This is a genomic window from Actinomadura sp. KC345, assembly GCF_004348515.1.
GTDB lineage: Bacteria > Actinomycetota > Actinomycetes > Streptosporangiales > Streptosporangiaceae > Spirillospora.
Window position 1 is genome coordinate 17,555 of the sequence record NZ_SMKH01000028.1, and the last position, 25,107, is coordinate 42,661.

28 protein-coding genes are annotated in these 25,107 nt (G+C 69.5%); 8 read left to right on the forward strand and 20 right to left on the reverse strand.

What is annotated here, in order from left to right; all coding sequences use genetic code 11:
• Window positions 1–31 precede the first annotated feature (31 nt).
• From rpsS to E1281_RS41735, 12 genes are all read right to left on the reverse strand, one after another.
• The gene (gene rpsS, locus E1281_RS07415; protein ID WP_131876403.1) at window positions 32–313 is read right to left on the reverse strand and encodes a 30S ribosomal protein S19; all 282 of its coding nucleotides are present in this window, start codon (window positions 311–313) and stop codon (window positions 32–34) included.
• 12 nt (window positions 314–325) lie between these two features.
• Window positions 326–1,159: a 50S ribosomal protein L2 gene (gene rplB / locus E1281_RS07420; RefSeq protein WP_131876404.1), complete on the reverse strand. Its 834-nt coding sequence runs from the start codon at window positions 1,157–1,159 to the stop codon at window positions 326–328.
• A 38-nt stretch (window positions 1,160–1,197) separates the two neighbouring features.
• Window positions 1,198–1,497, reverse strand: a complete 300-nt coding sequence (gene rplW / locus E1281_RS07425) for a 50S ribosomal protein L23 (protein WP_131876405.1) — start codon at window positions 1,495–1,497, stop codon at window positions 1,198–1,200.
• Between the two features lie 12 nt (window positions 1,498–1,509).
• Complete coding sequence (gene rplD / locus E1281_RS07430) at window positions 1,510–2,112, reverse strand: 50S ribosomal protein L4 (RefSeq protein ID WP_131876406.1); 603 nt, start codon at window positions 2,110–2,112, stop codon at window positions 1,510–1,512.
• On the reverse strand, window positions 2,109–2,759 hold the full coding sequence (gene rplC, locus E1281_RS07435) for a 50S ribosomal protein L3 (protein ID WP_131876407.1): 651 nt from the start codon (window positions 2,757–2,759) through the stop codon (window positions 2,109–2,111). The genes rplD and rplC overlap by 4 nt, the downstream gene beginning before the upstream one ends.
• A gap of 14 nt (window positions 2,760–2,773) precedes the next feature.
• Window positions 2,774–3,082 carry a 30S ribosomal protein S10 gene (rpsJ, locus tag E1281_RS07440; RefSeq protein WP_018657599.1) on the reverse strand — a complete coding sequence of 103 codons (309 nt, stop codon included), beginning with the start codon at window positions 3,080–3,082 and terminating at the stop codon, window positions 2,774–2,776.
• 144 nt (window positions 3,083–3,226) lie between these two features.
• On the reverse strand, window positions 3,227–4,420 hold the full coding sequence (gene tuf, locus E1281_RS07445; protein ID WP_131876408.1) for an elongation factor Tu: 1,194 nt from the start codon (window positions 4,418–4,420) through the stop codon (window positions 3,227–3,229).
• 80 nt (window positions 4,421–4,500) lie between these two features.
• Window positions 4,501–6,612 carry an elongation factor G gene (gene fusA / locus E1281_RS07450; protein ID WP_131876409.1) on the reverse strand — a complete coding sequence of 704 codons (2,112 nt, stop codon included), beginning with the start codon at window positions 6,610–6,612 and terminating at the stop codon, window positions 4,501–4,503.
• 41 nt (window positions 6,613–6,653) lie between these two features.
• Entirely contained in the window at window positions 6,654–7,124 is a 471-nt protein-coding gene (rpsG, locus tag E1281_RS07455) for a 30S ribosomal protein S7 (protein WP_131876410.1), read from the reverse strand.
• Window positions 7,124–7,498 (reverse strand): 30S ribosomal protein S12, encoded by a 375-nt coding sequence (gene rpsL / locus E1281_RS07460; RefSeq protein ID WP_131876411.1) that lies wholly within the window; start codon window positions 7,496–7,498, stop codon window positions 7,124–7,126. The genes rpsG and rpsL overlap by 1 nt, the downstream gene beginning before the upstream one ends.
• A 563-nt stretch (window positions 7,499–8,061) precedes the next feature.
• Window positions 8,062–9,708: a hypothetical protein gene (locus E1281_RS07465; protein ID WP_131876412.1), complete on the reverse strand. Its 1,647-nt coding sequence runs from the start codon at window positions 9,706–9,708 to the stop codon at window positions 8,062–8,064.
• A gap of 340 nt (window positions 9,709–10,048) precedes the next feature.
• Complete coding sequence (locus E1281_RS41735) at window positions 10,049–10,189, reverse strand: hypothetical protein (protein ID WP_243716680.1); 141 nt, start codon at window positions 10,187–10,189, stop codon at window positions 10,049–10,051.
• Window positions 10,190–10,472: 283 nt separating this feature from the next.
• Between E1281_RS41735 and E1281_RS07475 the strand changes: the two genes are divergently transcribed.
• The 4 genes from E1281_RS07475 to E1281_RS41115 all read left to right on the forward strand — a co-directional run bounded on the left by E1281_RS07475 (window position 10,473) and on the right by E1281_RS41115 (window position 14,673).
• On the forward strand, window positions 10,473–10,820 hold the full coding sequence (locus tag E1281_RS07475; RefSeq protein ID WP_131876413.1) for a hypothetical protein: 348 nt from the start codon (window positions 10,473–10,475) through the stop codon (window positions 10,818–10,820).
• 127 nt (window positions 10,821–10,947) lie between these two features.
• Window positions 10,948–11,487: an HAD domain-containing protein gene (locus E1281_RS07480; RefSeq protein ID WP_131876414.1), complete on the forward strand. Its 540-nt coding sequence runs from the start codon at window positions 10,948–10,950 to the stop codon at window positions 11,485–11,487.
• Window positions 11,488–13,271: 1,784 nt separating this feature from the next.
• Complete coding sequence (locus E1281_RS07485) at window positions 13,272–13,748, forward strand: hypothetical protein (RefSeq protein ID WP_131876415.1); 477 nt, start codon at window positions 13,272–13,274, stop codon at window positions 13,746–13,748.
• Window positions 13,749–14,505: 757 nt separating this feature from the next.
• Window positions 14,506–14,673 carry a hypothetical protein gene (locus E1281_RS41115; RefSeq protein WP_207943159.1) on the forward strand — a complete coding sequence of 56 codons (168 nt, stop codon included), beginning with the start codon at window positions 14,506–14,508 and terminating at the stop codon, window positions 14,671–14,673.
• 41 nt (window positions 14,674–14,714) lie between these two features.
• Here E1281_RS41115 and E1281_RS40030 read toward each other — a convergent pair whose 3' ends face one another.
• Together E1281_RS40030 and E1281_RS07495 are read right to left on the reverse strand one after the other, a co-directional pair.
• On the reverse strand, window positions 14,715–15,329 hold the full coding sequence (locus tag E1281_RS40030; protein WP_165958818.1) for a TetR/AcrR family transcriptional regulator: 615 nt from the start codon (window positions 15,327–15,329) through the stop codon (window positions 14,715–14,717).
• Window positions 15,326–16,198 carry an alpha/beta fold hydrolase gene (locus E1281_RS07495; RefSeq protein WP_131876416.1) on the reverse strand — a complete coding sequence of 291 codons (873 nt, stop codon included), beginning with the start codon at window positions 16,196–16,198 and terminating at the stop codon, window positions 15,326–15,328. The genes E1281_RS40030 and E1281_RS07495 overlap by 4 nt, the downstream gene beginning before the upstream one ends.
• Window positions 16,199–16,337: 139 nt before the next feature.
• On the opposite strand from E1281_RS07495, the gene E1281_RS07500 reads away from it, so the two are divergent.
• Window positions 16,338–17,804, forward strand: a complete 1,467-nt coding sequence (locus E1281_RS07500; RefSeq protein ID WP_165958819.1) for an SUKH-4 family immunity protein — start codon at window positions 16,338–16,340, stop codon at window positions 17,802–17,804.
• Here the strand turns inward: E1281_RS07500 and E1281_RS07505 are convergent.
• Complete coding sequence (locus E1281_RS07505) at window positions 17,749–18,768, reverse strand: DNA polymerase IV (protein ID WP_131876418.1); 1,020 nt, start codon at window positions 18,766–18,768, stop codon at window positions 17,749–17,751. The genes E1281_RS07500 and E1281_RS07505 overlap by 56 nt on opposite strands.
• Window positions 18,769–18,911: 143 nt before the next feature.
• Between E1281_RS07505 and E1281_RS07510 the strand changes: the two genes are divergently transcribed.
• Window positions 18,912–19,361: a hypothetical protein gene (locus E1281_RS07510; protein WP_131876419.1), complete on the forward strand. Its 450-nt coding sequence runs from the start codon at window positions 18,912–18,914 to the stop codon at window positions 19,359–19,361.
• Window positions 19,358–19,669: a transcriptional regulator gene (locus tag E1281_RS07515; protein WP_131876420.1), complete on the forward strand. Its 312-nt coding sequence runs from the start codon at window positions 19,358–19,360 to the stop codon at window positions 19,667–19,669. The genes E1281_RS07510 and E1281_RS07515 overlap by 4 nt, the downstream gene beginning before the upstream one ends.
• A 508-nt stretch (window positions 19,670–20,177) precedes the next feature.
• Here E1281_RS07515 and E1281_RS07520 read toward each other — a convergent pair.
• The 5 genes from E1281_RS07520 to E1281_RS07540 form a co-directional block, all read right to left on the reverse strand.
• Window positions 20,178–21,047 carry a M56 family metallopeptidase gene (locus E1281_RS07520; protein WP_131876421.1) on the reverse strand — a complete coding sequence of 290 codons (870 nt, stop codon included), beginning with the start codon at window positions 21,045–21,047 and terminating at the stop codon, window positions 20,178–20,180.
• Window positions 21,044–21,412 carry a BlaI/MecI/CopY family transcriptional regulator gene (locus E1281_RS07525; protein ID WP_131876422.1) on the reverse strand — a complete coding sequence of 123 codons (369 nt, stop codon included), beginning with the start codon at window positions 21,410–21,412 and terminating at the stop codon, window positions 21,044–21,046. Before E1281_RS07525 ends, E1281_RS07520 begins: the two co-directional genes overlap by 4 nt.
• 123 nt (window positions 21,413–21,535) lie before the next feature.
• Window positions 21,536–22,009: a hypothetical protein gene (locus E1281_RS07530; RefSeq protein WP_131876423.1), complete on the reverse strand. Its 474-nt coding sequence runs from the start codon at window positions 22,007–22,009 to the stop codon at window positions 21,536–21,538.
• Window positions 22,010–22,223: 214 nt separating this feature from the next.
• Entirely contained in the window at window positions 22,224–22,703 is a 480-nt protein-coding gene (locus E1281_RS07535) for a hypothetical protein (protein ID WP_131876424.1), read from the reverse strand.
• Window positions 22,704–23,040: 337 nt separating this feature from the next.
• Complete coding sequence (locus tag E1281_RS07540) at window positions 23,041–24,264, reverse strand: Clp protease N-terminal domain-containing protein (RefSeq protein ID WP_131876425.1); 1,224 nt, start codon at window positions 24,262–24,264, stop codon at window positions 23,041–23,043.
• Between the two features lie 179 nt (window positions 24,265–24,443).
• Here E1281_RS07540 and E1281_RS07545 point away from each other — a divergent pair.
• Window positions 24,444–25,107, forward strand: a 664-nt coding sequence (locus E1281_RS07545) for a HEAT repeat domain-containing protein (RefSeq protein WP_207943160.1), incomplete at its 3' end; no start/stop codon positions are given.

Consider the following 25,107-nt stretch of genomic DNA (forward strand, 5'->3'; position numbering starts at 1 on the left):
CGCTGTTCCCTCTCTCCGTACGATCTACTGCTCAGCCGCGCCTGCTGCGGCGGTCTTCCTTGACATGGCTGCGGAACGTGCGCGTCGGCGCGAACTCGCCGAGCTTGTGCCCCACCATGGCGTCGGTGACGAACACCGGCACGTGCTTGCGGCCGTCGTGCACGGCGATCGTGTGACCGATCATGTCCGGCACGATCATGGAGCGCCGCGACCACGTCTTGATGACGTTCTTGGTGCCCTTCTCGTTCTGTGCGTCCACCTTCTTCATCAGGTGGTCGTCCACGAAGGGGCCCTTCTTAAGGCTACGTGGCATGACGAGCGACTCCTACCGCTTCTTCTTGCTGCGACGACGGACGATCAGCCGGTCGCTCGACTTGTTCGCCTGGCGAGTGCGGCCTTCCTTCTTACCGGCCGGGTTCACCGGGTGCCGGCCACCGGAGGACTTGCCCTCACCACCACCGTGCGGGTGGTCGATCGGGTTCATGGCCACACCGCGGACGGTGGGGCGCTTGCCCTTCCACCGCATGCGGCCTGCCTTGCCCCAGCTGATGTTCGACTGCTCGGCGTTGCCGACCTCGCCGACCGTCGCGCGGCACCGCACGTCCACCATCCGCATCTCGCCGGACGGCATGCGCAGCGTGGCGTACTTGCCCTCCTTGGCCAGCAGCTGGACGCCGGCGCCCGCGCTGCGGGCGATCTTGGCGCCGCCGCCGGGCCGCAGCTCGATGGCGTGGACGACGGTACCCGTCGGGATGTTGCGCAGCGGCAGGCAGTTGCCCGCCTTGATGTCGGCGCCCGCGCCGTTCTCGACGCGGTCGCCCTGCTTCAGCCCGCGCGGGGCGAGAATGTAGCGCTTCTCGCCGTCCACGTAGTGCAGCAGCGCGATCCGCGCGGTGCGGTTGGGGTCGTACTCGATGTGCGCGACCTTCGCCGGGACGCCGTCCTTGTCGTGCCGGCGGAAGTCGATCACGCGGTAGGCGCGCTTGTGCCCGCCGCCCTGGTGCCGGGTCGTGATGCGGCCGTGGTTGTTGCGGCCGCCCTTCTTGGGGAGCGGACGCAGCAGCGACTTCTCGGGCTCGTCACGGGTGACCTCGACGAAGTCGGCCACGCTCGAGCCGCGACGACCCGGAGTCGTCGGCTTGTAGTTACGGATGCCCATCTTATTCGTTCATCCCTTGTCTGCTTCGGCGCGCCCGGCTAGGCCGGGCTGCCGAAGATGTCGATCCGCTCGCCCTCGGCCAGGCTGACGATGGCGCGCTTGGTGTCCTTGCGCTTGCCGTAGCCGAACCGGGTGCGCTTGCGCTTGCCCTGCCGGTTGAGCGTGTTCACGCTCGTCACCTTGACGTCGAACACCGCCTCGACGGCCTGCTTGATCTGCGTCTTGTTGGCGTCCGGGCGGACGATGAAGGTGTACTTGTTCTCGTCCAGCAGCCCGTAGCTCTTCTCCGAGACGACCGGCGCGACGATGATGTCGCGGGGGTCGGCGATCTTGCCCATGTGCGACCCTCCTTACTTCTTCGCCGCGCGCGAGATGAACTCGTCGTACGCCGTCTTCGTGAAGACGACGTCGTCGTTCACCAGCACGTCGTAGGTGTTGAGCTGGTCGGAGACGATCACGTGCACGGTCGGCTCGTTGCGCAGGCTCTTCCAGGTCAGCTCGTCCTCGCGGTCCAGGACCACCAGGACGCGCTTGGCCTCGGTGACCGCGCGCAGGGCCTTCAGCGCCGTGCTCGTCTTCGGGGTGTCGCCCTCGATGAGGTGGTCGACCACGTGCACCCGGCCGAACCGAGCGCGGTCCGACAGGGCGCCGCGCAGCGCGGCCGCCTTCATCTTCTTGGGCGTCTTCTTGGTGTAGTCCCGCGGCTGCGGGCCGTGCACGATGCCGCCGCCGGCGAACTGGGGAGCGCGGACCGAACCCTGGCGGGCCCGGCCGGTGCCCTTCTGCCGGTAGGGCTTCCTGCCGCCGCCGCGCACCTCGCCCCGGGTCTTGGTGGAGTGCGTGCCCTGCCGCGCCGCGGCGAGCTGCGCCACCACGACCTGGTGGATCAGCGGCACGCTGGTCTTCGCGTCGAAGACCTCGGTGGGCAGGTCGATGTCGAGCTTCGAAGTCACTTGCCCGTCCCCTTCACTGCGTCGCGGACCAGCACCACGGCGCCGTTGGGACCGGGAACCGCGCCCTTGATGAGCAGCAGGCCCTTCTCCGCGTCGACGGCGTGGAGGGTCAGGTTCTGCACGGTGGTCCGGGCATTGCCGTGCCGTCCCGCCATGCGGAGGCCCTTGAAGACGCGACCGGGGGTCGCGCAGCCGCCGATCGAGCCGGGCGAACGGTGCTTGCGCTGGGTGCCGTGCGAGGCGCCGAGGCCCTTGAAGCCGTGGCGCTTCATGACACCGGCGGTGCCCTTGCCCTTGCTCGTCCCGGTGACGTCGATCTTCTGGCCGGCTTCGAAGACGCTGGCGGTGATCTCCTGGCCGAGTTCGTACCCGGTGGTGTCGTCGGCCCGCAGTTCGACGAGGTAGCGGCGCGGCGTGACGCCGGCCTTCTCGAAGTGACCCGTGCGCGGCTTGTTCACCTTGCGCGGGTCGATCTGCCCGAAGCCGAGCTGGACGGCGCTGTAGCCGTCCTTCTCCTGGCTGCGGAGCTGGGTGACGACACACGGCCCGGCCTGGACGACGGTCACCGGAACGATCCGGCCCTCATCGTCGAAGACCTGGGTCATGCCGAGCTTCTCGCCCAGGACGCCCTTCCTCTGCGTACTCATTCTCGGTGCGTCCCTTAGAGCTTGATCTCGATGTCAACGCCGGCCGGAAGGTCGAGCCGCATCAGCGAGTCGACCGTCTTGGGCGTCGGGTCGATGATGTCGATCAACCGCTTGTGCGTGCGCATCTCGAAGTGCTCGCGGCTGTCCTTGTACTTGTGCGGCGAGCGGATGACGCAGTACACGTTCTTCTCGGTCGGCAGCGGCACCGGGCCCGCGACCTTGGCGCCCGTCCGCGTCACCGTCTCAACGATCTTCTTCGCGGAGGTGTCGATGACCTCGTGGTCGTAGGCCTTGAGCCGGATGCGGATCTTCTGTCCCGCCATGGTGGCCTCGGTGTCCTTTGCTGTTGCGAGTGATCCTCTCCGGAGGAGAGTCCACTCAGTGCCGCTGTTTACTTCGGTGGTCGTGGCACGGCGGCCCGGCTGCGGGTTTCCCCGGCGGCCGGGCCGCCGCGCACGAGAGTGGTGTTACTTGAGGATCTTGGTGACGCGACCCGAGCCGACGGTCCGGCCACCCTCGCGGATGGCGAACTTCAGGCCCTCCTCCATGGCGACCGGCTGGATCAGCTCGACCTTCATTTCGGTGTTGTCGCTCGGCATGACCATCTCGGTGCCCTCGGGGAGGCTCACCACGCCGGTCACGTCCGTGGTCCGGAAGTAGAACTGCGGACGGTAGTTGTTGAAGAACGGCGTGTGCCGGCCGCCCTCGTCCTTGGACAGGATGTAGACCTGCGCCTCGAACTCGGTGTGCGGGGTCGTGGTGCCCGGCTTGATGACGCACTGGCCGCGCTCGACGTCCTCGCGCTTGATGCCGCGCAGGAGCAGGCCGACGTTGTCGCCCGCCTGGCCCTGGTCGAGCAGCTTGCGGAACATCTCGACGCCGGTGACCGTGGTGGTCGTCGACTTCTCCTTGATGCCGATGATGTCGACGGTCTCGTTCACGTTGACGACACCACGCTCGACGCGGCCGGTGACGACCGTGCCGCGGCCGGTGATCGAGAAGACGTCCTCGATCGGCATCAGGAACGGCTTGTCGATGTCGCGGACCGGCTCCGGCACGCTCTCGTCGACGGCCGCCATGAGCTCGACGATCTTCTCGCCCCACTCGGCGTCGCCCTGCAGCGCCTGGAAGGCGGAGACGCGCACGACCGGGACGTCGTCGCCCGGGAACTCGTACTCGGTGAGCAGCTCGCGGACCTCGAGCTCGACGAGCTCCAGGATCTCCTCGTCGTCCACCATGTCGCACTTGTTCAGCGCGACGACGATGTAGGGGACGCCGACCTGGCGGGCCAGGAGCACGTGCTCCTTGGTCTGCGGCATCGGGCCGTCGGTCGCCGCGACCACCAGGATGGCGCCGTCCATCTGCGCCGCACCGGTGATCATGTTCTTGATGTAGTCGGCGTGACCGGGGCAGTCCACATGAGCGTAGTGGCGGGCCTCGGTCTGGTACTCGACGTGCGCGATGGAGATCGTGATCCCGCGGTCCCGCTCCTCCGGCGCCTTGTCGATGTCCTCGAACGGCGTGAAGGGGTTGAGGTCCGGGAACTTGTCGTGGAGCACCTTGGTGATCGCCGCGGTAAGCGTGGTCTTACCGTGGTCGATGTGTCCAATGGTGCCGATGTTCACGTGCGGCTTCGTCCGCTCGAACTTGGCCTTCGCCACTGGTTGCTCCTTGTTGCGATCCTCGGCCGTTTAGACGACCGCTTCGATGTACGTCCTGGTGATCTGTGAACTCGCGCGGGCTATTCGCCGCGTGCCTTGGCGATGATCTCCTGCGCGACGTTCGAAGGAACCTCGGCGTAGGAGTCGAACTGCATGGTGAAGACAGCCCGGCCCTGGGTCTTGCTCCGCAGATCACCCACGTAGCCGAACATCTCGGACAGAGGCACGAGCGCCTTGATGACGCGCATGCCGTGCCGCTCGTCCATGGACTGGACCTGCCCGCGGCGGCTGTTGAGGTCGCCGATCACGTCGCCCATGTTGTCCTCGGGCGTGGTGACCTCGACCGCCATCATCGGCTCCAGCAGCGTGGGGGACGCCCTGCGGGCGGCCTCCTTGAACGCCATGGAACCGGCGACCTTGAACGCCATCTCCGAGGAGTCGACGTCGTGGTAGGCGCCGTCCTGAAGGGTGACCTTGACGCCCACCATCGGGTAGCTGGCGAGGACACCGAACTCGGCGGCCTCCTGGCAGCCCGCGTCGACCGACGGGATGTACTCCCGCGGGATGCGGCCACCGGTGACCTTGTTCTCGAACTCGTAGCCGTCGGACCCGCCGCCCAGCGGCTCCAGGTCGATGATCACGCGGCCGAACTGGCCGGAGCCACCCGTCTGCTTCTTGTGGGTGTACTCGACCTTCTCGACCTTCTTGGTGATCGTCTCCCGGTAGGCGACCTGCGGCTTGCCGACGTTGGCGTCGACCTTGAACTCGCGCTTCATCCGGTCGACGAGGATCTCCAGGTGGAGCTCGCCCATGCCGGAGATCACGGTCTGGCCGGTGTCCTCGTTGGTGTGGACGGTGAAGGAGGGGTCCTCCTCGGCCAGCCGCTGGATCGCGGTGCTCAGCTTCTGCTGGTCGGCCTTGGTCTTCGGCTCGATCGCGACGTGGATGACCGGTGCCGGGAAGTTCATCGACTCCAGCACGATCGGGTTCTTGTCGTCGGCCAGCGTCTCACCGGTGGTGGTCTGCTTCAGGCCCATCACCGCGACGATGTCGCCGGCGCCCGCGCGCTCGATCTCGGTGCGCTTGTTGGCGTGCATCCGGTAGATCTTGCCGATGCGCTCCTTGCGCTCCTTGACGGAGTTCATCACGTTCGCACCGGACTCCAGGACGCCCGAGTAGACGCGCACGAAGGTGAGCTTGCCCAGGTGCGGGTCGCTCGCGATCTTGAACGCCAGCGCGGAGAACGGCTCCTCCTCGCTCGGCTGCCGGGTGAGCACCTTCTCCTCGTCGCGGACGGCGTGGCCCTCGATGGCCTCGACGTCCAGCGGGGAGGGCAGGTACCGGACGATCGCGTCCAGGAGCGGCTGCACGCCCTTGTTCTTGAAGGCCGTGCCGCACAGCACCGGGGTGAGCTTCGCGGCGATCGTCGCGCGGCGGATGCCGGCGTAGAGCTGCTCGACCGTGGGCTCCTCGCCCTCCAGGTACAGCTCCATGATGTCGTCGTCGTTCTCGGCGAGCGTCTCGACCAGCTTGTCGTGCCACTCGCGCGCCTGCTCGGTGTGCGTGTCGGGGATGTCGACGGTGTCGTACATCTCGCCCAGCTTGGCCTCGGGGTTCCAGACCAGGGCCTTCATCGCCACGAGGTCGATGACGCCCTTGAAGTCGGCCTCGGCGCCGATCGGGAGCTGCAGCGGGAGCGGCGTCGCGTTCAGGCGGTTCTCGATCATGTCGACGCAGCGGTGGAACTCCGCGCCGACCCGGTCGAGCTTGTTGACGAAGCACATGCGGGGCACGCCGTACCGGTCGGCCTGGCGCCACACCGTCTCGGACTGGGGCTCCACGCCGGCGACACCGTCGAACACCGCGACCGCGCCGTCGAGCACCCGCAGGTTGCGCTCCACCTCAACGGTGAAGTCGACGTGCCCGGGGGTGTCGATGATGTTGATCGTGTGGTCGTCGTCGTCCACGGACCAGTGGCAGGTCGTGGCGGCGGAGGTGATGGTGATCCCCCGCTCCTGCTCCTGCTCCATCCAGTCCATGGTCGCGGCGCCGTCGTGGACCTCGCCGATCTTGTAGCTGATACCCGTGTAGTACAGGATCCGCTCGGTCGTCGTGGTCTTGCCCGCGTCGATATGGGCCATGATCCCGATGTTGCGGACCTTGGCCAGGTCTACACCGGTTTTGGTAGCCACTGTCGTCCTCGCGTCGTCTCGTCGGTGCGGTTCCCGCCGGGTTACCAGCGGTAGTGGGCGAAGGCCTTGTTGGACTCCGCCATCTTGTGCGTGTCCTCGCGCTTCTTGACAGACGCGCCGAGGCCGTTGCTGGCGTCGAGCAGCTCGTTCATCAGCCGCTCGGTCATGGTCGTCTCGCGGCGCTGCCGGGCGTACACCACCAGCCACCGCAGGGCGAGCGTGGTGCTGCGGGCCGGCCGCACCTCGACCGGGACCTGGTAGGTCGCGCCACCCACGCGGCGGCTGCGGACCTCCAGGGTCGGCTTGACGTTGTCGAGGGCGCGCTTCAGCGTGACGACCGGGTCGTTGCCGGTCTTCTCGCGGGCGCCCTCGAGGGCGTCGTAGACGATGTTCTGCGCGATCGAACGCTTGCCGTCCAGGAGAATCTTGTTGATGAGCGCAGTGACCAGCGGCGAGTTGTACACCGGGTCAGCGATCAGCTGGCGCTTGCCAGCGGGGCCCTTGCGCGGCATCAGCTCTTCTCCTTCTTCGCGCCGTAGTGGCTGCGTCCCTGCTTGCGGTTCCGGACGCCCTGGGTGTCCAGCGTGCCGCGGATGATCTTGTACCGAACGCCGGGGAGGTCCTTCACACGGCCGCCGCGCACGAGCACGATCGAGTGCTCCTGCAGGTTGTGTCCGACACCGGGGATGTAGGCCGTGACCTCGATCCCGCTCGACAGCCGGACACGGGCGACCTTCCGGAGCGCCGAGTTCGGCTTCTTGGGCGTCGTCGTGTAGACGCGCGTGCAGACGCCCCGCCGCTGGGGGCTGCCCTTGAGCGCGGGCGTCTTGTTCTTGGTCACCTTGTCCGTCCGGCCCTTTCGGACCAGCTGCTGGATCGTGGGCACCGCGTCTCCGTCTTCACTCGTACCGAGCCGGTAAGTCTTCTGCTGCAATCACCACCTCAGTCGAGGCTGTGACCTGCCGGTTTCCCGACCTCTCCGACCCACGCGGTCGGGCGTGTCGTCACCTCACGGAAATCCAACCGCGCGATGCCGTCACAGACCGCCCGGCCCGTACCAGGGCCGAATCAAGCCGGGGAGTGAGTCTCTACCATCCGATGCGTCCGGGCGGCCGAGGCCACCAAGCCCACCGACGATGAGAAAGGCTCATTGGATGCGGCGCTGGGGCTGGCCTCATGGACCTCGCCGACGCACACGCATAGCGACCCGCACACAGCGGGCACAAGTGAAGAGGTTACCGGCCGCCGGGCCATAGTGCAAAGCGAACAGGGCACTACCGTGTCCCCGCCCTCCGGCGCAAGCCCGCGGGCTCGGAGAACCTTCTGCCCGCGACCTACAACGGCCGAATGCCGACGAGCGTTCCCACCGGTTCAGAGTGGGAAGACCCGTCGGCATTGTGTCCCACGCCCCCCTGATTGGGGAAGACGTGGAGAGGCTTTTACGCCGGGCTAGAGGACGAAGGCGACCACCAGCACCGCGATGATGACCACGATGGCGACGGCGCCGCCGATGAGCAGGAGCGTGTTCTTGTTGCCCTTGCCCTCTTCGGCCGCCCCGTAGCCGGGCTGCTGACCGTACTGCCCCTGCTGGCCGGGCGCCTGCTGGCCGGGCGCCTGCTGGCCGCCGTACGGCGCCGGCTGGCCGGGCTGGCCGTAGGCCTGCTGACCGAACTGCTGCTGTTCGCCGGGCTGGCCGTACTGCTGTTGCTGCTGTTGCTGCTGCTCGCCGGGCTGGCCGAACTGCTGCCCGTATCCCTGCTGCTGGGGCTGCTGGCCGAAGTCCTGCTGCTGGCCGTAGGGCTGCTGGCCGAACTGCTGCTGCTCGCCGGGCTGGCCGAAGCCCCGCTGCTGCTCGGACTGACCGAAGCCCTGCTGCGGCTGTTCGCCGGGCTGGCCGAAGCCCTGCTGCTGGGGCTGCTGGCCCCATTGCTGCTGACCCATGTCCATCCGGGTGTGGTCGGCCATGCCCTGGGGCGGGTCGAACGTCTCTTTCGGCCGCGCTTCCTCTGCGCCGCTCTCACCGGGCGGGCGGTACAGATCCTCCACCGGGTTCCCGGTCGGCTGCGAGCCGGCGCCGAACCCGGAATCGGGCGGCGGCACCATCATCGTCCGCTCGGTGTCGGCCTGGCCCGGCCGCCCCGGCTGACCGGGCGGGACACCGCCCGGCTGCGACGACTCCGGCGACCACGGCTCGGCCATCGTGGGCGGCGCGGGCGGGATGCCGCCGGGCTGCGACGACTCGGGCGACCACGGCTCCGGCGCGGGCGGCTCCTGCCGGCGTTCGGGGCCGGTGGCGACCGGGATGTCGGTACCGGGCGACCAGTGCAGCGTCGCCTGGTCGTCCACCACGGGCCGCTGCGTCTCCCCCTCGGGGGCGCCCGCAGCCGCACCCGGGACGATCAGTGTGCGGTCCTGCGGCTGCTCGGGCTGGGGCGGCGCCTGCTCGGCGGGCGCACCGGCACCGGCCTCGGGCGCCGGGTACGCGCCGCCCTGACCGCCGAACGGGGACTGCCCGTACTGCGGCTGCTCCTGCGGCGCGCCGTGCATGGGCTGCTGCGGATACCCGGGCTGCTGAGGCTGGTCGAACTGGGTCTGCTCGTACTGGGACGGCCGGCCGTACTGCGGCTGCTCGGGCTGCCGGCCATAGCCGGGCTGCGGCTGGCCCTGGGGCGGGCCGTAGGGCTGCTGTTCCCCCGGCGGGCCGTACTGCTCCTGCGGCGGCGGGAAGCCGCCCGGACCGGAAGGCGCACCGTACGGCGCCTGCCCGCCCGGCTGCTGCCCGTACTGGGGCTGCTGCTCCTGCGGACCGCCGAACTGCTGGCCGGGCGCCGGGGGCTGCTCGCCGTACTGCTGCATCGGCTGCTCGACCATCGTGGGGGGCGGCGGAGGCGGCGAAGGCCGCTCCTCCTCGCGGGGCTCCTGCTGCGACTCGGGCGGCGTCGCCCCGGCGTTGCCGCCCAGCTGCGGAGCCCCGAACACCACGGTGCGGTCGCCCAGCGGCCGCGCCGGGGGCTCCTGCCCCTCCGGCGGCGTGGGCCGGCCCTCGTCATCCGGCAACGGCCGCTGCGGTCCCTGCGTGCCGTCATTCTCGGTCATCGTCGGGCTCCTTCAGCGCCGTCGTCCCGGGGCCTCCCTGGCTCCCGGAAGTCCAGAGGCGCGCGGCGCATAACACGGCCTCCGAACCTTGTCACCCATGTCCCCACGTGGCGGTCTCGCCATGCGTGGGCGTTCTCGTCCCCAGCCTGCCCCGATTTCCTGTGGTATCGCAAATCACCACTCTTCATAGATGCAAGCGAATCCCGGAGCGTTCCCGTCCGAGGGCACCGCCTTCGGTTTTCCGCCAAGAGATCCACGTCGCCGGCGCCGGACCACCGCGGCGAAACGTCGGCTCCAGCCCACTTGCCAGGACGCGGTCGGCGCCGGTTTCTGTTCTCGGTCAAGAATGCCCGAGAACCGGGTGCGGCCGGTAGGGCGCCTCCAGCCGCGCGACCTCCCCGTCGTCCAGCTCCAGTGTCTCCGCCGCGACCGCGTCCTCCACATGGGTGAGTTTCGTCGCTCCCACGATCGGGGCGGTCACCCCCGGCCTCCCGAGCAACCACGCAAGGGCCACCTGCGCCGGCGGGACGCCCCCGCTCCTTCGCGACCTCACGGACGGCGCCGACGACGTCGAAGTCGGCGTCCGTGTAGAGGGTGTCTCCGAAGGCGTCGTTCCGGGACCGTACGGTCTTGCGCTCACCGCCCCGGCGCGGTGACCTGGTGGACATGTTCGTCTCTGAGGCCGTGCTCGCCAGCTCGAAGAGGCGTCATTCTCCTCCGGCCCTCAAGACACCGAGTGGCCTAAGGCCGGTGAGCTGAAGGACGTGGAAGAGCAGCTAGACGCGCTGACTCGTCAGTGGAACGCACGCCAGATCACCAATGACCTGTTCTTCAAGCTGGTCCCTGGGCTGGAGCAGACGATCACCCGGCTTCGCGGGGAGAAGAACAAGCATGAGGCCGCCATCGCGGCGAAAGCGGCGCAGCGGGACACAAGCGCCTCCGAGGTGCGGCGCCGTTGGTACCTGCCGGAAGAGGAGGGCGGGTTTCCGATCTCGGTGAAGCGGACCTACATCCGCTCGGCCCTGCACGCGGCAACAAGAAGTTCGACCCCGACCTACTGGACCCGGTCTGGCGAACCGACTGACTGGAGCGGTGCCCGGCTAGGGAAGTAGTCGGCAACCGCCCTGGGCTGGGACGTCGCAACCCCGGTTCCCGTCCGATCATCTCAAGCTCCCGACCCCCGTCAACGAGTTGGCCTCCCCTCCTGGCCGCCACCGACAAAGCCCTCGGATCACCCCTATGCGACTAGGCAATACCCCTCGCCCCGGCACCCGTAAGACGAGGCCACTCCTCTACCTGGATGTAGATGGTGTCCTGAACCCAGAGGCACCACTCGCCGGGTTCACGGAGCACACCGTCGGTCGGCTCACCATTCGGATCAACCCGGACCACGGCACGTGGCTCCGCGATCTCTCGGTCCACTACGACCTGGTGTGGGCGACGACGTGGGAGGAACACGCCAACCAGCACATCGGCCCGCTCCTTGATCTGCCACCGCTCCCGCATGTCGCGATCTCCAACTACGTCGCTCAGGCCGGTGATCCACGCACCCCGCTGCTGCAACTCCCGCGCATGCGCAAGTGGGCCCCGATCCTCCGCCATGCGGAGGGCCGCCCCTTCGCGTGGGTGGACGACGTCATCCCACTGACGATCCGCCGCCAGGCTTTGCCGCATCGCCGTGCCCTGCGCCTGATCTCCGTCCGTCCAGAGGATGGGCTGACCCGCCGCCATGTGGACATGCTCCACCGGTGGGCCGTGCGGTTGAAGCGGCGTGCGTGATTCTGCTCCCGCTCGGGGTGGAGTCCCCGCCTGCGGCGTCCCTGTTCTAGAGACGGCCACAGATAGGCCATGTCCTCGCGGAGTGCGCGGGCGGCCTTGTAGGCGGTCGTCCGGTGTGGAGTCCTGCCCGTGCTGACCCATCGCTCGGCAGACTTGGGGTCCACGCCTACGGCTTCCCCGCCCCCGCGAGGGGTCCCCGCGCAAGTCCGCAACCGGCCAGCGGCGCCAGGTGTTCTAACTGCTAGCACAAGAAAGTCCCCCGGGCGTTGCACCCAGGGGAGTCGGGAGGTGCGGCGCTCGTTATCGGAGCGCCTCCACCGCTCCGCGGCCGGGGACTGTGAGTACCGGTCGTACAACCATGCCTCGAACTCGTCTCCGGAGAGATCGACCTTGAGAGGCCGACCCCACACGTAGTCGAAGTTCAGGCCGCGCTCCTCGATCAGGGCGCGCGCGTCCGCGACGGTCGTGTGCTTCTGGCCCTGCGGGTTGTGACTCCCGAGGCCGACCGGCTGGGTGTTGTTGACGAGAGCCGCAAGGACTTCCGCCTTGTCCAGACCTTGAATGTTGATCATGGCCGCGTAGCGGATGGGGCGGTCTACGGCGCCGGAGTCCTCGGCTCCCTTGGTGGCGTACTGGCGATGTAGCGGGCGACGTGCTTGTCGGCGATGCCGTCCAGCTCGGCGGCGACCTGGATCGGTTGGGTGTCGAGCTGGCGACCCCACCGCAGGACGAGAGGTGGTCTGGTCTCGTCGGGGTGCGGGGCCGGTATCTCGACTTGTGCGGCGGCGGTGCGAAGTGTGCGCTCCAGTAGTTCGGCAGTGGCCCATGCGGGCGGGGGCTGGTCGGGCCGCCGGGTCCGTCGAGTCTGACGACGGCGTGGAAGTGGATCAGGCCGCGTCGCTGCCCTGCCTGCGGATCGTCGGGCTGATGGCGGGCTCGGCATCCTTCCGGCCGGCCATGCGGGCATAGCGGGTCATCTCGTCGGGGGCGGCACGGCTGCACCTTTCCGGCCTTGGTCCGGTGGGTGTGGACGGCGCCGAACGACGGGGCGGTGAGAGTGAGGAACACGCGCGGATGGTCACTGACCTGCTGGGGGACGCCCTTCCCGCCGGTCAGTCCGGAGATGATCAGGTGGTAGGTGTCGTCCCGGTAGACCTCGGCGCAGGCGGCGCAGCGGGACGCGCGGCGGTTCCCCCACGCGGTGATCAGGTACCCGGTCGGCTCGTCGGTCGTCGAGTAGGACTCGATCAACTCGCCGGTCTCGCCGTCCAGCGTGATCCACTCCTCGCGCAGCCTGACCGGCTGCTCACACCCTCCGGCGGAGCGGATCATCTGGTGCCAACGGTCGAGATCCGGCATCGCGGCGCGCTGGACGGCGGCCTCCATCTCGGGCGGTAGTTCGGGCATCTGCGGGGCACTCATGCCGCATCCCGCAACGTCTCGGGGGTCTGGTCGTCGGCGTCCTGGTCCTGCTCGGCGGGGGTGCCTTCGGGGGACCGCGCAACCCCGAGGATCGTTCCGAGACCTTCATCCCCAACGTCCCAAGACGTACCTGTTCCATGCCGGCTCCTCTCGACCCTCTCCACGGTGCCCCCACACCGACGATCACCAACCCGTCCGAAGGATGCGGTCCACCACATCTGCATCCGCCTGAGGGTGACTGCTTCTCCGCCGCCCAGGGGGTGAACGTGCCTGGGCGCGGTGAGCGGGCACTGTCCTTGGTGAGCCATCTCCGAGATGCTCCCGCGTCGACCGCGCGGCCAAAGCAAAGCAAGGGACGGATCATGACAAACAAGACTCCCCGCCTGTCCGTGGTGTCCGCCGACACGATCGAGTACTTCGCGGTCGTCACCTTCATGACCGGGGCTGGGCCGGAAACCTTCGCGGAGACGGTCCACCTCGACCCGAAGCTGGACGACATGGACCGGTGCCGTGCGGTGATCTCAGCGATCCCCGGGTGCCCGGGTAGGCAGGCGGTCATGTTCTGCTCTGTGGAACCCAACCGGCTCAGCGAGACGATCGAAGAGTTCGAGAGCTTCGTGTTCTCCACCCAACTGGTCGAGGGCTACGGAGTCAGGTACAGCAGCAGCCGGTACACCAACTCGGATTCGGCTCCTGCAGAGACGCTTGCGGTCCAGTTCTCGACCCATTACACCGACGAACTGACCCGAGAGCTGCTCTACAGGACACATCTGTCGAGTGCCCCCTATCGCGTCGACGCCGTCTTCGGCTTCTCGATCGTCTTCAGCAAGATCGACTAGATCGGTGAAGCGAGACGCTCGATGAACCGCGGGGTGCCGGGTCCTGAACAAGACACCCGTTGGTCGTGAGGCCATGGGGCTGCGCGCCGTACCAGGCGCGCCCGACCAGGGGCCCCGCATACGCCGGGCCCTGTCCTTTGTGTACAGGCGACACGTGGACGTCGGGCGACCGGCCCATCTGGAACGGTGCGTGACTCTGCTCCCGGCGGCGTGGCTTGGGAACGGTTTGACCCATTTCTCCCTTGCCAGGCATGATCACACCGACAACTCAAGACTCCATCGCTCTCAGCCATCACCTCGGTGATGGACGCCCGGTGTCTGAGGTTCGAATAGTGCCGAAAACACGGGGTGAGAGCGAATCAGGTCGATCTGTGTCGACGCTGATTGGCCCCCGTGTCCTCAGGCCTGTCCAAAGGAGAGAGTCAGTGGGTACATACAAGGACCAAGGCGACGCGTCCGAGCAGACCGGCTCGCAGCCGGATCCCACGCCCGTCCAGACCGAAGCCGACACGGTGGAGGACCTGGAGGGCCAGGACGACGAGTAAAACTCGGTCCTCGGACGGTGTTCGGCTGAGCCGCCCTCCGCGGCTCCTCTGCTGACTCGTCCGTGATCCCATTTGCGGCCCCGCCTCCTGCAGGAGTCGGGGCCGCCCTTTCGGCGGGACGGCTGACAGCCCGCCGGGGTCGGTGAGCGAGCCTCGCGTCATCGATGGCCCGTGCATGTGGTCCGGCTCCCGCGGCCTCAGCGTTCTCCGCGGTGGACCGCCATGCGACCACCAACCCGACACCGGCGAGTTCCGCCCCGGTGGGCACCTGGCGCAGCACGACCAGACCGATCACGGTGGCGGTCGCCGGCAGCAGGGCGCCCATCAGCGCGTACGTGGCGCGGCTCAGCCGCGCCGTCGCCGGCTGGTCGCACACATAGGGGATGACGGACGCCCCCTCCCCGGTCGACTGACGGCGGCGTCAGCGGTGTCCGCGGTCGGGAGGTGCCGTGCGGAGGCCGGCCAGGAGGGCGATGAGGGTCTGTTCGGACGCGGCGCGGGCGGTGCTGCGGTCGGGGGCGTGTGCGATGAGCAGGGCGGCCTCGATCACGGCGCTCAGGACGAGGTGGGCAAGGACGTCCACGGGCTGCGGCGTGAGGACCTGCTCGTCGATGGCCGACTGGAGCCCCGCTTTGATGAGGCCCAGCCCGTGGGCGGCCTCGATGTCCCGCCAGGCGGCCCAGCCGAGCACCGCGGGCGCGTCCCGCAGCGCGATCTGGACGACCTCGGGCTCCTCGCAGATGTCCAGGAACGCGGAGACTCCGGCCGTCGCGGCCTGCCAGGAATCGGCGGCGCCGCCGATGGCCTCGGCGACCCGGCCGACGATCTCGCCCTCCATCTGTTCGAGTACGGCCCGGAACAGCTCCCTCTTGTCGCCGAAGTGGTGGTGCAGGGCCCCGCGGGTCAGACCGGCCACGGCGACGATCTCCGCTGCGGAAACGCCGGCGTAGCCGCGCTCGGCGAACAGGGCCCGCGCGGACGCGACCAGCGTCTCCTTCGTCCGGCGCGAGCGGTCCTGGGTGCGGCGCGGGCTCATCGGCGCGGTGCCCGCGCGGCGGCGAACTCGACGACCAGCTCGGCCAGCGCCGCGGGCCGGTCCTCCGGGATGAAGGTCGCGGAGTCGGCCACGGAGACGAGCCTGGCATCGGGGAACAGGGCGGCCAGCCGCCTGGCCAGCGACATCGGGAAGAGCCGGTCGTTCTCGGCCCACGCCAGCAGCACGGGCCGGTCGAACGAGCCGAAGGACCGCGCCGCGGCGAGCGTGAGCCGGGGGTGCACACCGACCAGGAAGCGGCACAGGTCGCGCCGCACACCGGCGTCGGCGCGCGCGGGCCGCAGGTAGGAGTCCATCGCCTCGTCGGGCATGGGCCGCCGTGAGAGCCACCCGAAGGTGAACGGCAGCCGCCAGGCCACGCGGGGGCGCAGCGCCTCCGCCAGCAGCCGGCCGAAGCCGGGCAGCCGCGCCCCCCACGGGAGGAAGCGGAAGATCGGCGGAAAGAAGCGCTCCAGCGCGTCGCAGGACGCGAGCACCACCCGGCCGATCCGTTCCGGACGCCGGGCCATCAGCATCTGGACCAGCGCCCCGCCGGTGTCGTTGGCCACCAGGGTGACGTCCGTCAGTTCGAGTGCCGCCAGGAAGTCGCCGATGAGATCGGCCACTCCCGCCGGGCTGAGGTCCGCGTCGGGCCGCATCGGGATCCCGTGGGACCCCAGCGGCAGGTCCGGGCTCAAGCACCGGTGACCGGCGCCCGCCACCGCGGGCACGACGTTCCGCCACAGGTCGGCGTTGACCAGCAGGCCGTGCACGAACACCACCGGCGGCCCCTCGCCGGTCTCCCGGTAGGAGATCACTCCCTGCGGCAACTCGATCTTGTTCGGTTCTCCCAGCGATTCACTGCGCGCCATGTCGCCTCCCGTCTCGCCGCACCAGGAAAACATACATACGGTATGTATGTATAGCCTGGGCGGCGGATCGCCCGTCTCGTCACGACGGCCCGCCACGTCCTCGGCGTGCCGGGTGGCCTGGTTGTGGTACTCATCCGCGATGGGCGATATGCGAATGGCGATGACCTACGAGCAGTTGCTGGGTGTTTTCGGCGCGGACACGGTGGTGCGCGTGCCCGGCGCGAGCGTCGCGCACGAGCCGACGCGGCGGTGGCTGGCCGACGTCGGGCTGCCGCGGGAGGCCGCGAATCTGCGGCTGGACTCCGCAAGCGGGCTGCCCACCGCGGCGGAAGCCTCGTCGCAGACGCTGCCCGCGGCGATCGGGAAGATGCTGGTGCTGGGGACGGTGACCGAGCAGGGCGGCACGGTGCTGCTGGACGGGACGACCGGAGCCGTGTACGAGGGTTACCTCGCTCTCCTGAGCGACGCCCGGTTCCAACCCGAGTTGCTCGCCTCGGATCTGTCGTCCCTGGTGGGGCTGATGACCGCCGTCACGCGGATGCACCGCGACCAGGGCGAGTTCGCGCGCTTCGCCGGCCGGCGCGGACAGGCGGTGGCCGCGGAGATGACCGAGAACCTGCTCGGGGTGATCCGCGAGCACGACCCGCGGCTGCTCGACGTCTCCAGCGAGATCTCCGGGCATTGGCGGGTGGCCGCCCACATCGCGCCGCTGGACCGGGTCGCCGGACCGGGTGAGGACCTCGCGCTGGAGCTTCCTCCCGGTCTGCTGGCGAAGGCGTTCGAAGACGATCTCCGCCGTTACGAGGACGCGGATCTCCCCGCCGTGCTCACCCACGAGCCCACGCGGCGCTTCCTCCGCGAGCATGGGCTGGCGAACACGAACTACTGCCTGCTCGACGAGCAGGCGCAGACGCTCACCGACTACTTCCACGGCAACCGCGACGCCTATCCCGACCTCTTCACCGACTATTTCCGCGGTCACTTCGCCGACGACGGCGAGACGCTCAGTGAGCATGTCGGCAACCTGATCCGGCTGGGCTCCATCGCCGATGAGATCGACCTGGTCATGGAGGGCGCCACCGGTCGGCTCCTCGGCTGGTACAGACCGGAGGGGAAGCACCGCCCGGTCAACGTCGACGTCTCGGCGATGGCCTTCGCGCAGTGGTTGATCCGGCAGGTGCAGCTCCTCGACCCCGTCCAGGACCTCATTCAGGCGGAGGCCTCGATGATCACGAACCTGACGCGGATACTGGCCGGAACTGCTCGAGGACGGCTGCAACGCCGGCATCTTCGCGTGACGCGGACCGGGCTCCGGCACCGCGGCGGCTTGTTCCGGCTGTTCGGCCGAGAACCTGGCTGGCCGTCGCGGCGGTCGCGGCCGGCGTCACGGGGTGGCGGCAGTCCTGGCGGGTCTGGCCGCCCGCACCGGACGCCGAAGCCGCACGCGCATTCGGTCTGCCCGCTGCCACCGCGTCCCGCCCCTACACCGGACAGCGGGCCTCAACCGGCCGGACCGCGATCCGAGACGTCGTTGACCTACCGCTCCAGGGTCACCGGACGAACTCGGCGCGGACGCCCAAGAGCCGGACCGGGCGCCGTCTGGTGAACATGTCGAGGGCGGCCAGGGCCGCTTCCTCGATCCGGTGCGCCTCGGTCACGGGCGTATCCAGCGTGCGGCCGTGCGTCTGAGTGATGAACGGCGCGAACCGGACCTTGACGATGACGCGGGCGGCGTTCCTTCCGTCGTCGGCGACGTCCTGCGCGACCCGGCGTGCCAACTGGGCGACTTCGCGGCGCACGTCCCGCCAATCGTCCAGGTCATGCTGATAGGTGGTCTCCCGGCCGCAAGAACGAGGGACGTGCGGTGCGTCGCTCACCGGCGAGTCGTCCCGGCCCTGGGCGAGCCGAACCAGCCAGGGGCCGATCGTGGGGCCGACCGCTTCGGCGAGGACGACCGGTTCGGCCGCCGCGAGTTCACCGACCGTACTGATGCCGAGGTCCCCCAGCCGCTTGGCGGTCTTGGTCCCGATGCCCCACAGCGCATCCGCAGGCCGGTCGCCGAGCACCTCGAACCAGGTCTCCCCGGTGAGCCGGAAAATCCCGGCCGGCTTGCCGAAACCGGTCGCCAGCTTCGCCTGGAGCTTGTTCTCACCGATGCCCACCGAGCACTCGAGCCGCGTCGCCGCGCGCACCCGGTCGCGGATCTCCCGGGCCATCGCCTCCGGATCGCCGTCGACGGCCAGGAACGCCTCGTCCCAGCCGAGCACCTCGACCACGACGCCGAAACTCCGCAACGCGGCCATGACCTGGTCCGATACGGCCTCGTAGTGTTCCCTGTCCACGGGCAGGAACACGGCGTCCGGACATCGCCGCGCCGCCGTGCGAAGCGGCAGCCCGGAATGCACGCCGTAGGCACGGGCCTCGTAGGACGCCGTGCTGACCACGCCGCGCTTGGCCGGATCGCCGTCACCGCCGACGACGACCGGCCGCCCGCGAAGCTCCGGACGGCGCAGCACCTCGACGGCGGCGATGAACTGGTCCAGATCAACGTGCAGGACCCAACGAGCCACCCCACCATTGTCCCTCTACCAGCGCGAACACCACAGGGCCGGGACGTCGGGCGGCGACCCTCGCTTGCCGCCATGGAAAGTCGTGAGTTGACATACCGGAAACCAAGGGCACAGTTTCCAATACGGAAAGACACGATGACGCCGTGGCCGCCGGCCCGCGACCGACTCCCGGCGAAGCCGCGGCGGCACTGCGCGAGGCCGAACAGGCCCGCGCCGCCGTGTCGGGCGTCCGCACCCCGTTGTGGTACTTCGTCGCCCTCGGGATCTGGGTCGCGCCGGTCGGCCCCCTGGTGTCGCTGGCTCCGGACACACCCGCGGGGGTGGCGGCCCTCCTGGGCGGGGTGGCGATCTGGTGCGCGGGACTCGCGACGCTCTTGCACGTGGTCGTCAGGCGGATGCGGGTGCTGATGTGGCCGTCCGGCCGGCGGACGTGGACGCTCCCCGTGGTCATGCTCGTGCTGCTGGGCGCCCACGCCATCGTGCAGAGCGCCACCGACCTGCCTTGGAGCTCCGAGGCCGTCACCGTGGCCGTCGGGGCGGCGATCATCGTCTTCGGCGTGCACCACCGGCTCACGGGCGGCCGGTCGTCATGACCCGGCCGGCCCCGTCCGCCGACGCGTTCGACGCCGTCATCCACGCCCCGCAGCGCCTGCGCATCTGCGCGATGCTCGACCCGGCGACCCAGATCGAGTTCAGCCTGGTCCAGGAGCGGCTGGACGTCAGCGCCTCGGTACTCAGCAAGCACGTGAGCGTCCTGATGGACGCCGGCTACGTCGAGCAGCACAAGGCGGTCCGCGACACACGGCAGCGAGTGTGGCTCCGGCTCACGGCCGAGGGCCGCGCCGCCTACCGGGGCCACGTCGCCGCCCTCCGCAAGATCGTCGACCAGTCACCCGATTGACGCGCTTACCGGCGCGAATGCCGGGGATGGGGCCCGTGCCGAACCGCCCGGCCGACCGCGTACCCGAGGCCGATGTGCCTGACCACCGTGCCGGGGCAGCGACCGACGACTGCCGTCTTCAACTTCTGGTACGAGATCGGCGGCCCCCGGTCGGTGATGGAGGTCCCCCTCCCCCGTGCCCCGCGACGGCCATCCGGCGACTAGACCACCATTAAGGGGACCTTGAAGGCGGGCATGACCGGCTCCCCCGCTGATCAGTGGAAGTGAACCCAGAGTAGCGACCCTGGCGTCACACAACCCGATCAAGGCCTCATTCGGCCACTCACTCCGGTGTCACCCGACCACTACTGCGGCGCAGCCCCAATGCACATCTCCGTGCGCGTAATTCAGGTGCCGATAGGCCTTGACACTTGAGGCCGGACAGCAGCGCCGCGAACGCACGCCGCGTCACCAACGGCTTCGACCGGGTCGACACCGAAAGCTGAGTGCTCGTCACCGCTCGGCGGGTTCATAGGAAGGGCAAAACCAGGGCGTGGTCGATCTGCCAGGCGACCGAGGTGAGGGAGCCGCTGGTCAGGCTGGTGCCGGTGAGGGCGACGGGACCGGTGACGGTGTTCTTGCCGGGTGGAGTGGCCAGGAGCGCCTCGACGCGCTGGACGACACCGGAGTCGGCGAATGCCGGCAAGGGCGACGCGGAGGAGTGGGCCAGGGCGACCTCGGCGATGGTCCGCGCGACGAGGGAGCGGTCGCCGACGGCTTCGGCGGCCTCCTCGTCCGCCCAGCGCTCCAAAGCGAAGCGCAGGCGAGCATTGAGCCCGCGCAGAAGGGGGACGGTGCCCGCGGCAAGTGCCCCCACCGCGAGGTAGCGGTGGTGGCCGTGGCGCAGGTGCGACGCCTCGTGCTGGAACACCACCCGCAACTGCGCGGGGTCGAGGACCCGCAGGAGGCCGCGGGAGACCAGGACCCCACCGCCGCGGCCGGGGACGGCGAGTGCCACTGGCGCGTCCGAGTCCACGATCGTCCGGGACGTCCGCGCCGCGCCGCGGACCTCGCCGACCCACCGGCGCGCCAGCTTGAGGATCGTGTAGCCGCACAGGCCGGTCAGGGCGATGGCCGGGATGCCCAAGACGGCGGGCACGGGCTGGTCGTCACCGAAAAGCGCCCATTCGGGCAGCCGGTGCGCGTCGCGGGGGAACAGGGTCGCGGCGTAGTTGACGGTGACGAACACGAGCGTCCCGACGACGGCGGCGACGGCGCTGGCGGCGACCGTGGCGAGCAGCCGCGACGTCCACGCCGGATGCAGCGGCATTGGCACCGCGCCGAGGACGCTTCCGAGCGCCACCGAGAGGACGGTGGGCAGGAACGTCAGCCAGGTCACGCGCTTTCCCCGTGGCGAGGGCGGTCCAGGACGGCGCGCAAGGCCCGCTCCTCGTCGGAGGTGAGCGTCTGGACGAACCGGCTGAGCACGCTGGACGGGTCGCTGGCGTGCCGCAGGTGGTCGCGCATCCGGTCGGCGACCAGGCGGGACTCGTCCACCGCCAGCCGGTAGCGGTAGAGGCGGCCCTCGCGCTCCCGGGTGACCAGGCGCTTGGCGTGCAACCGGAACAGGATGGTGTTGACGGTGGTGTAGGCCGGGTCTCCGGGGACGCGGTCGCGCAACTCGGCTGTGCTCATGGCGTCATCCGCCCCGGCGAGCGCGGCCAGCACCTCGGCCTCCAACCGCCCCATCGGCCGTCGCGCCATCCCCCACCTCCATCGTCGCCCCAACTTTAACCGCCGGACAAGGAAGTGGCCCTTCGCGACGGCGAAGGGCCACTCGTGTGGGACGCCGTCACCGCGTGACGACGGCGGGGCGGCGTGCGACGGTCAGACCGTCGACCACCGCCTCTGCTGCTCGACGACCACGTGCTGGGCGCAGAACGCGTTCTCGTCGGTGGAGCCCGGCTTGCCGCGGTTGGAGCCCGACGCTTCCAGCGCGTTGACCTCCGCGGCGACGACCTCGAACTTTCCCGAGCCGAAGAACTCGCGCGCCAGCCGGTCGGTCCCGGCCTCGATCTCAGCCGCGTTGGCGCCCGGGACCGTCCGAAGGTGGGCGATCCGCTTCAGCGAATCCCGGTACCCGGGGTAACGGCGGTGGACAGTCACGTCCCTGACCACGTACTCCTTCTTGGTGTCGAAGGTGTACGTGCCGAACACCGACTCCGCGATGTACTCGGTGGGGAACGCCAGCTCGTCCGAGCCGAAGTAGGCGTGGCCCACGCGCCTCATCTCGTACTCGGCCTCTTCGGCGTTGTCGGCGAAGATGAGCGGGATGATAAGGCCGAAGTTCAAGTTGTTCATGAGGGTTTCTCCTTGCTGACGACGCGGCCGCTGGGACGGCGTCGTCTGATCTGGTTTGTGCCTTGCGACGGGAACCGTCCCCGCGAACCCGGCCTGCGCAAGCCAGAACCGCTGAACTACGCGGAAAAGCGAGTGACCCTTCGCGTAGGCGAAGGGTCACGTGTGGGAGGCCGTCACCGCGTGATGACGGCCGGAGAGGTGCGGCGTGCGACGGTCAGTCCGTCGACCACCGCCCCGACTGCTGGGCGACCACGCGCTTGACGCAGTAGACCCGCTTGCCCTCGGAACCCAGCTTGTTGCCCTCGGGTGCCGAGGCTTCCAGCGCGCCCGGGCTCCCGCCGCCGACGCGGACCTCGTGGTCCGAACCGAAGAACTCCCGCACTCGGCGGTCGATCTCGGTCTTGATCTCAGCGGCGTTGCCCCCACGGACGTCCGAGAGCTCGAGGGTCCGCAGGAGCGTGTCCTGGGACGAGGAGCCAGCGCGCCTCACGCTCAGGTCCCGGACCTCGTACGCCTTCCTGTTGTTGAAGGCGTCCGTGGCGGACACCGGCTTCGCGGTGTACCCGGTGGGGAGTGCCAACTTCACGTCCGGGCCGAAAAAGTTGCGCGCCTCGTCCTTGATCCGCTCCTCGATCTCGGCGGCGTTGTCGCCCAAGACGAGCGGGATGTTGAGAACAAAGTTCAGGTCGCTCATGAGAGCTCCTCCATGTTGGACGACACGGCCGCTGGGACGGCGTCGCCCGATCTTGTTTGTGTGTCTTGCGACAAGGACAGTCCTCAGGAACCCGGCCTTGGCAAGCCCGAGCCGTGCGCGAACCGGAGCCGCACCTTGGCCACCTGGTCGATCACCGGTGTGAGACAGACGGTACGGCCGCGGGCCGCGTAGGAGACGACCACCTCCGCTGCGTGAGCCGTCCGCGGACCTCTCCCCCTGCGGCGACGCGAAGCCCGCAGCTGACGTGGTGGACGGCCTCCTCGAACACCGCATGTACCCGTCCACCTGGTGGGCGGCGTCCGGTCACGTCGTCCGCTCAGGCGGCTTCGAGGCGCTGGACGGCCTCGGATCGGAGGGTGGCGGGGTCGGCGCTGAGCTCGCGGAGCAGCCGTGCCGCAGGGCCCGCCGGGTCTGCCAGCAGTTCCGCGAGCAGGTGGGTGGTGCCCGCGAAAGGGTGGCCGAGGCGATGCGCGGACAGGCTGGCCAGGCGTAACGCGGACAGCGCCGTGCGACCGTGGACGGCGTCGTTCACCGGCGCCGGGGGCAATGGCGGCCAGCCCTCGGTCGGCAGGCCGGTGAGGTCATGCTCGGGATCGTCCGGCGCGGGCTCCAGTCGTACCGCCGCCGCCCACGCCTCCAGACCCGGACGGACGCCGTGTGCGGCAAGGATCAGGCCGGCCTGGTTCCACCGGGCGACCCTGTCCGTCAGTCGCGTGTCGGCCTGGTCGAGTTGCCCGTGCAGGTCGATCACGCTGAGCAGGACGTGAGCGGCCGTGACGACGCCGTGGCCGGTCTGCAGGGCCTTGCTCACAGCGTCGCCCTCGATCGAATGCAGTATCGGGTGGCCGTAGCGGGCACCATGCTGACGGAAAGGACGCCGGAACTGACGGACGAGCCACCACTCCACGGCCCGCCAGAACCAACGCGACGACCGTGACCCGGAACCGGGAGCCTGCCCGGAGAGTTTCATGACGCTGACCGCCCACGACGTCTGGCGGTTGTCGTCGCGCCGTAGGCCCTGGCCATGCTCGATGCGTCGCAGGTCCTCGCCGGGGACCCAGCGGGTCAGCGACTCGGCGCCCGGGCCGGGCAGCTTCAGCAGGGCCGTCACGAGGTGACGCGGCTCGGCGTATCCGTGCTCCTCGTCCGCGGCCTCGGCGATCGCGTCGTGCACGGCGTATCGAACGGCGGGCGAGAACACCGGCACTGCGGTCCGGCCTTTGCGGCGGTGGTCCACTCCTCCGGAGTAGGCCACCTCTCCCAGCAGCACGGCGGCTCGGTAGGCCACCTCCCGCCCGAAGACCGACTCCCACTCCGTCGAAGGCGGGGGCGGATCGGTCCGCGCGGTCTCGCCCCGCCAGCCGACGTTGTCCACCAGCGGACGCAGGAGTGGGCGGCCATCGGAAGTCCTGACGCTGAGTGCCGCGCAGTCCAGGACGAGTTCCGTCCCGATCTCATCGACGCCTGCACGGCACGCACGCCGGTAGGCCCAATAGAGAGCCACCCGGAACGACCCGCTCGCCGGTTCGGCCATCGGCATCTCCGATCCTCCAGCGGACCGTAACCGTTCCAGGGTTTCGCCGCCGAGTCTCCTGACTCATTCGCAGCGGGAACCGACTTCTTCGCGGGTGACGCGGAGCGCCCCAGACGACCGGTGGCGATACCCCGCGCCTGGACGGAGCCGGATCCCGCGGAAGAAGGCTCCTAGGATGCCGGTTCATGGCGATGTTCCTGCATCTGACGGCGGCTGCGAACGCGCCGCGCATCCGGCGGTCCGGGATCCGGGCGGGCGACCACGGACCCGGCGGCGAGCGCGGCGTGTACTGCTTCCCGGTGTTGCGGTCGTATACGCTCACCCACCAATGGCTGCGTGAACTGGCCCGTTTCGGTGGCCGGGGCAGGCTCGTGGCCGTCCACGTGCGGCTGGACGACGACGAGCATGTGCTGGTCGGGCGCTATGCGGACCGGACGCGCTCCACCGTCCCCACAGCAGAGGCGGTCCGGCGGATCGCCGCGCTGGACGACCCGCGCGGGTGGGAGGTCTTCGTCCCCCGGGCCGTCCGGCCGCGGGAGGTGCACCGGATCCGCGCCGCGCCGCAGGTCGTGGGCTGGCGGTACAAGCCGGACGCACACGGCGTCCGTCCCTGCACCTGCTTCGGATGCCGGGTACGCGGAGAGTACGGGGCCCGACGCCTGCGCGAGCGGTCGCCCCATCCGCAGGACGGTCCGCCACCGCCTGCCAGGGGCCTGCTCGCCGACGTGGCGGCGGCAGGCGACCCGGGAGACCCGGCCGTGCTGCGGGAGGCACTGCACTGGTTCGGCATACGGCGGCGGGGCCCGCTCCCCCAGCTGACCCACCTCGCCGCCCATCCCCACCCCGGCG

Excerpts from the sequence above, each read along its gene's own strand:
- rpsS (WP_131876403.1), bottom strand. The coding sequence starts at position 313 with ATGCCACGTAGCCTTAAGAAGGGCCCCTTCGTGGACGACCACCTGATG.
- rplB (WP_131876404.1), bottom strand. The coding sequence starts at position 1,159 with ATGGGCATCCGTAACTACAAGCCGACGACTCCGGGTCGTCGCGGCTCG.
- rplW (WP_131876405.1), bottom strand. The coding sequence starts at position 1,497 with ATGGGCAAGATCGCCGACCCCCGCGACATCATCGTCGCGCCGGTCGTC.
- rplC (WP_131876407.1), bottom strand. The coding sequence starts at position 2,759 with ATGAGTACGCAGAGGAAGGGCGTCCTGGGCGAGAAGCTCGGCATGACC.
- rpsJ (WP_018657599.1), bottom strand. The coding sequence starts at position 3,082 with ATGGCGGGACAGAAGATCCGCATCCGGCTCAAGGCCTACGACCACGAG.
- rpsG (WP_131876410.1), bottom strand. The coding sequence starts at position 7,124 with ATGCCGCGCAAGGGCCCCGCTGGCAAGCGCCAGCTGATCGCTGACCCG.
- E1281_RS07465 (WP_131876412.1), bottom strand. The coding sequence starts at position 9,708 with ATGACCGAGAATGACGGCACGCAGGGACCGCAGCGGCCGTTGCCGGAT.
- E1281_RS07480 (WP_131876414.1), top strand. The coding sequence starts at position 10,948 with ATGCGACTAGGCAATACCCCTCGCCCCGGCACCCGTAAGACGAGGCCA.
- E1281_RS07485 (WP_131876415.1), top strand. The coding sequence starts at position 13,272 with ATGACAAACAAGACTCCCCGCCTGTCCGTGGTGTCCGCCGACACGATC.
- E1281_RS40030 (WP_165958818.1), bottom strand. The coding sequence starts at position 15,329 with ATGAGCCCGCGCCGCACCCAGGACCGCTCGCGCCGGACGAAGGAGACG.
- E1281_RS07495 (WP_131876416.1), bottom strand. The coding sequence starts at position 16,198 with ATGGCGCGCAGTGAATCGCTGGGAGAACCGAACAAGATCGAGTTGCCG.
- E1281_RS07500 (WP_165958819.1), top strand. The coding sequence starts at position 16,338 with ATGGGCGATATGCGAATGGCGATGACCTACGAGCAGTTGCTGGGTGTT.
- E1281_RS07515 (WP_131876420.1), top strand. The coding sequence starts at position 19,358 with ATGACCCGGCCGGCCCCGTCCGCCGACGCGTTCGACGCCGTCATCCAC.
- E1281_RS07525 (WP_131876422.1), bottom strand. The coding sequence starts at position 21,412 with ATGGCGCGACGGCCGATGGGGCGGTTGGAGGCCGAGGTGCTGGCCGCG.
- E1281_RS07530 (WP_131876423.1), bottom strand. The coding sequence starts at position 22,009 with ATGAACAACTTGAACTTCGGCCTTATCATCCCGCTCATCTTCGCCGAC.
- E1281_RS07535 (WP_131876424.1), bottom strand. The coding sequence starts at position 22,703 with ATGAGCGACCTGAACTTTGTTCTCAACATCCCGCTCGTCTTGGGCGAC.
- E1281_RS07540 (WP_131876425.1), bottom strand. The coding sequence starts at position 24,264 with ATGCCGATGGCCGAACCGGCGAGCGGGTCGTTCCGGGTGGCTCTCTAT.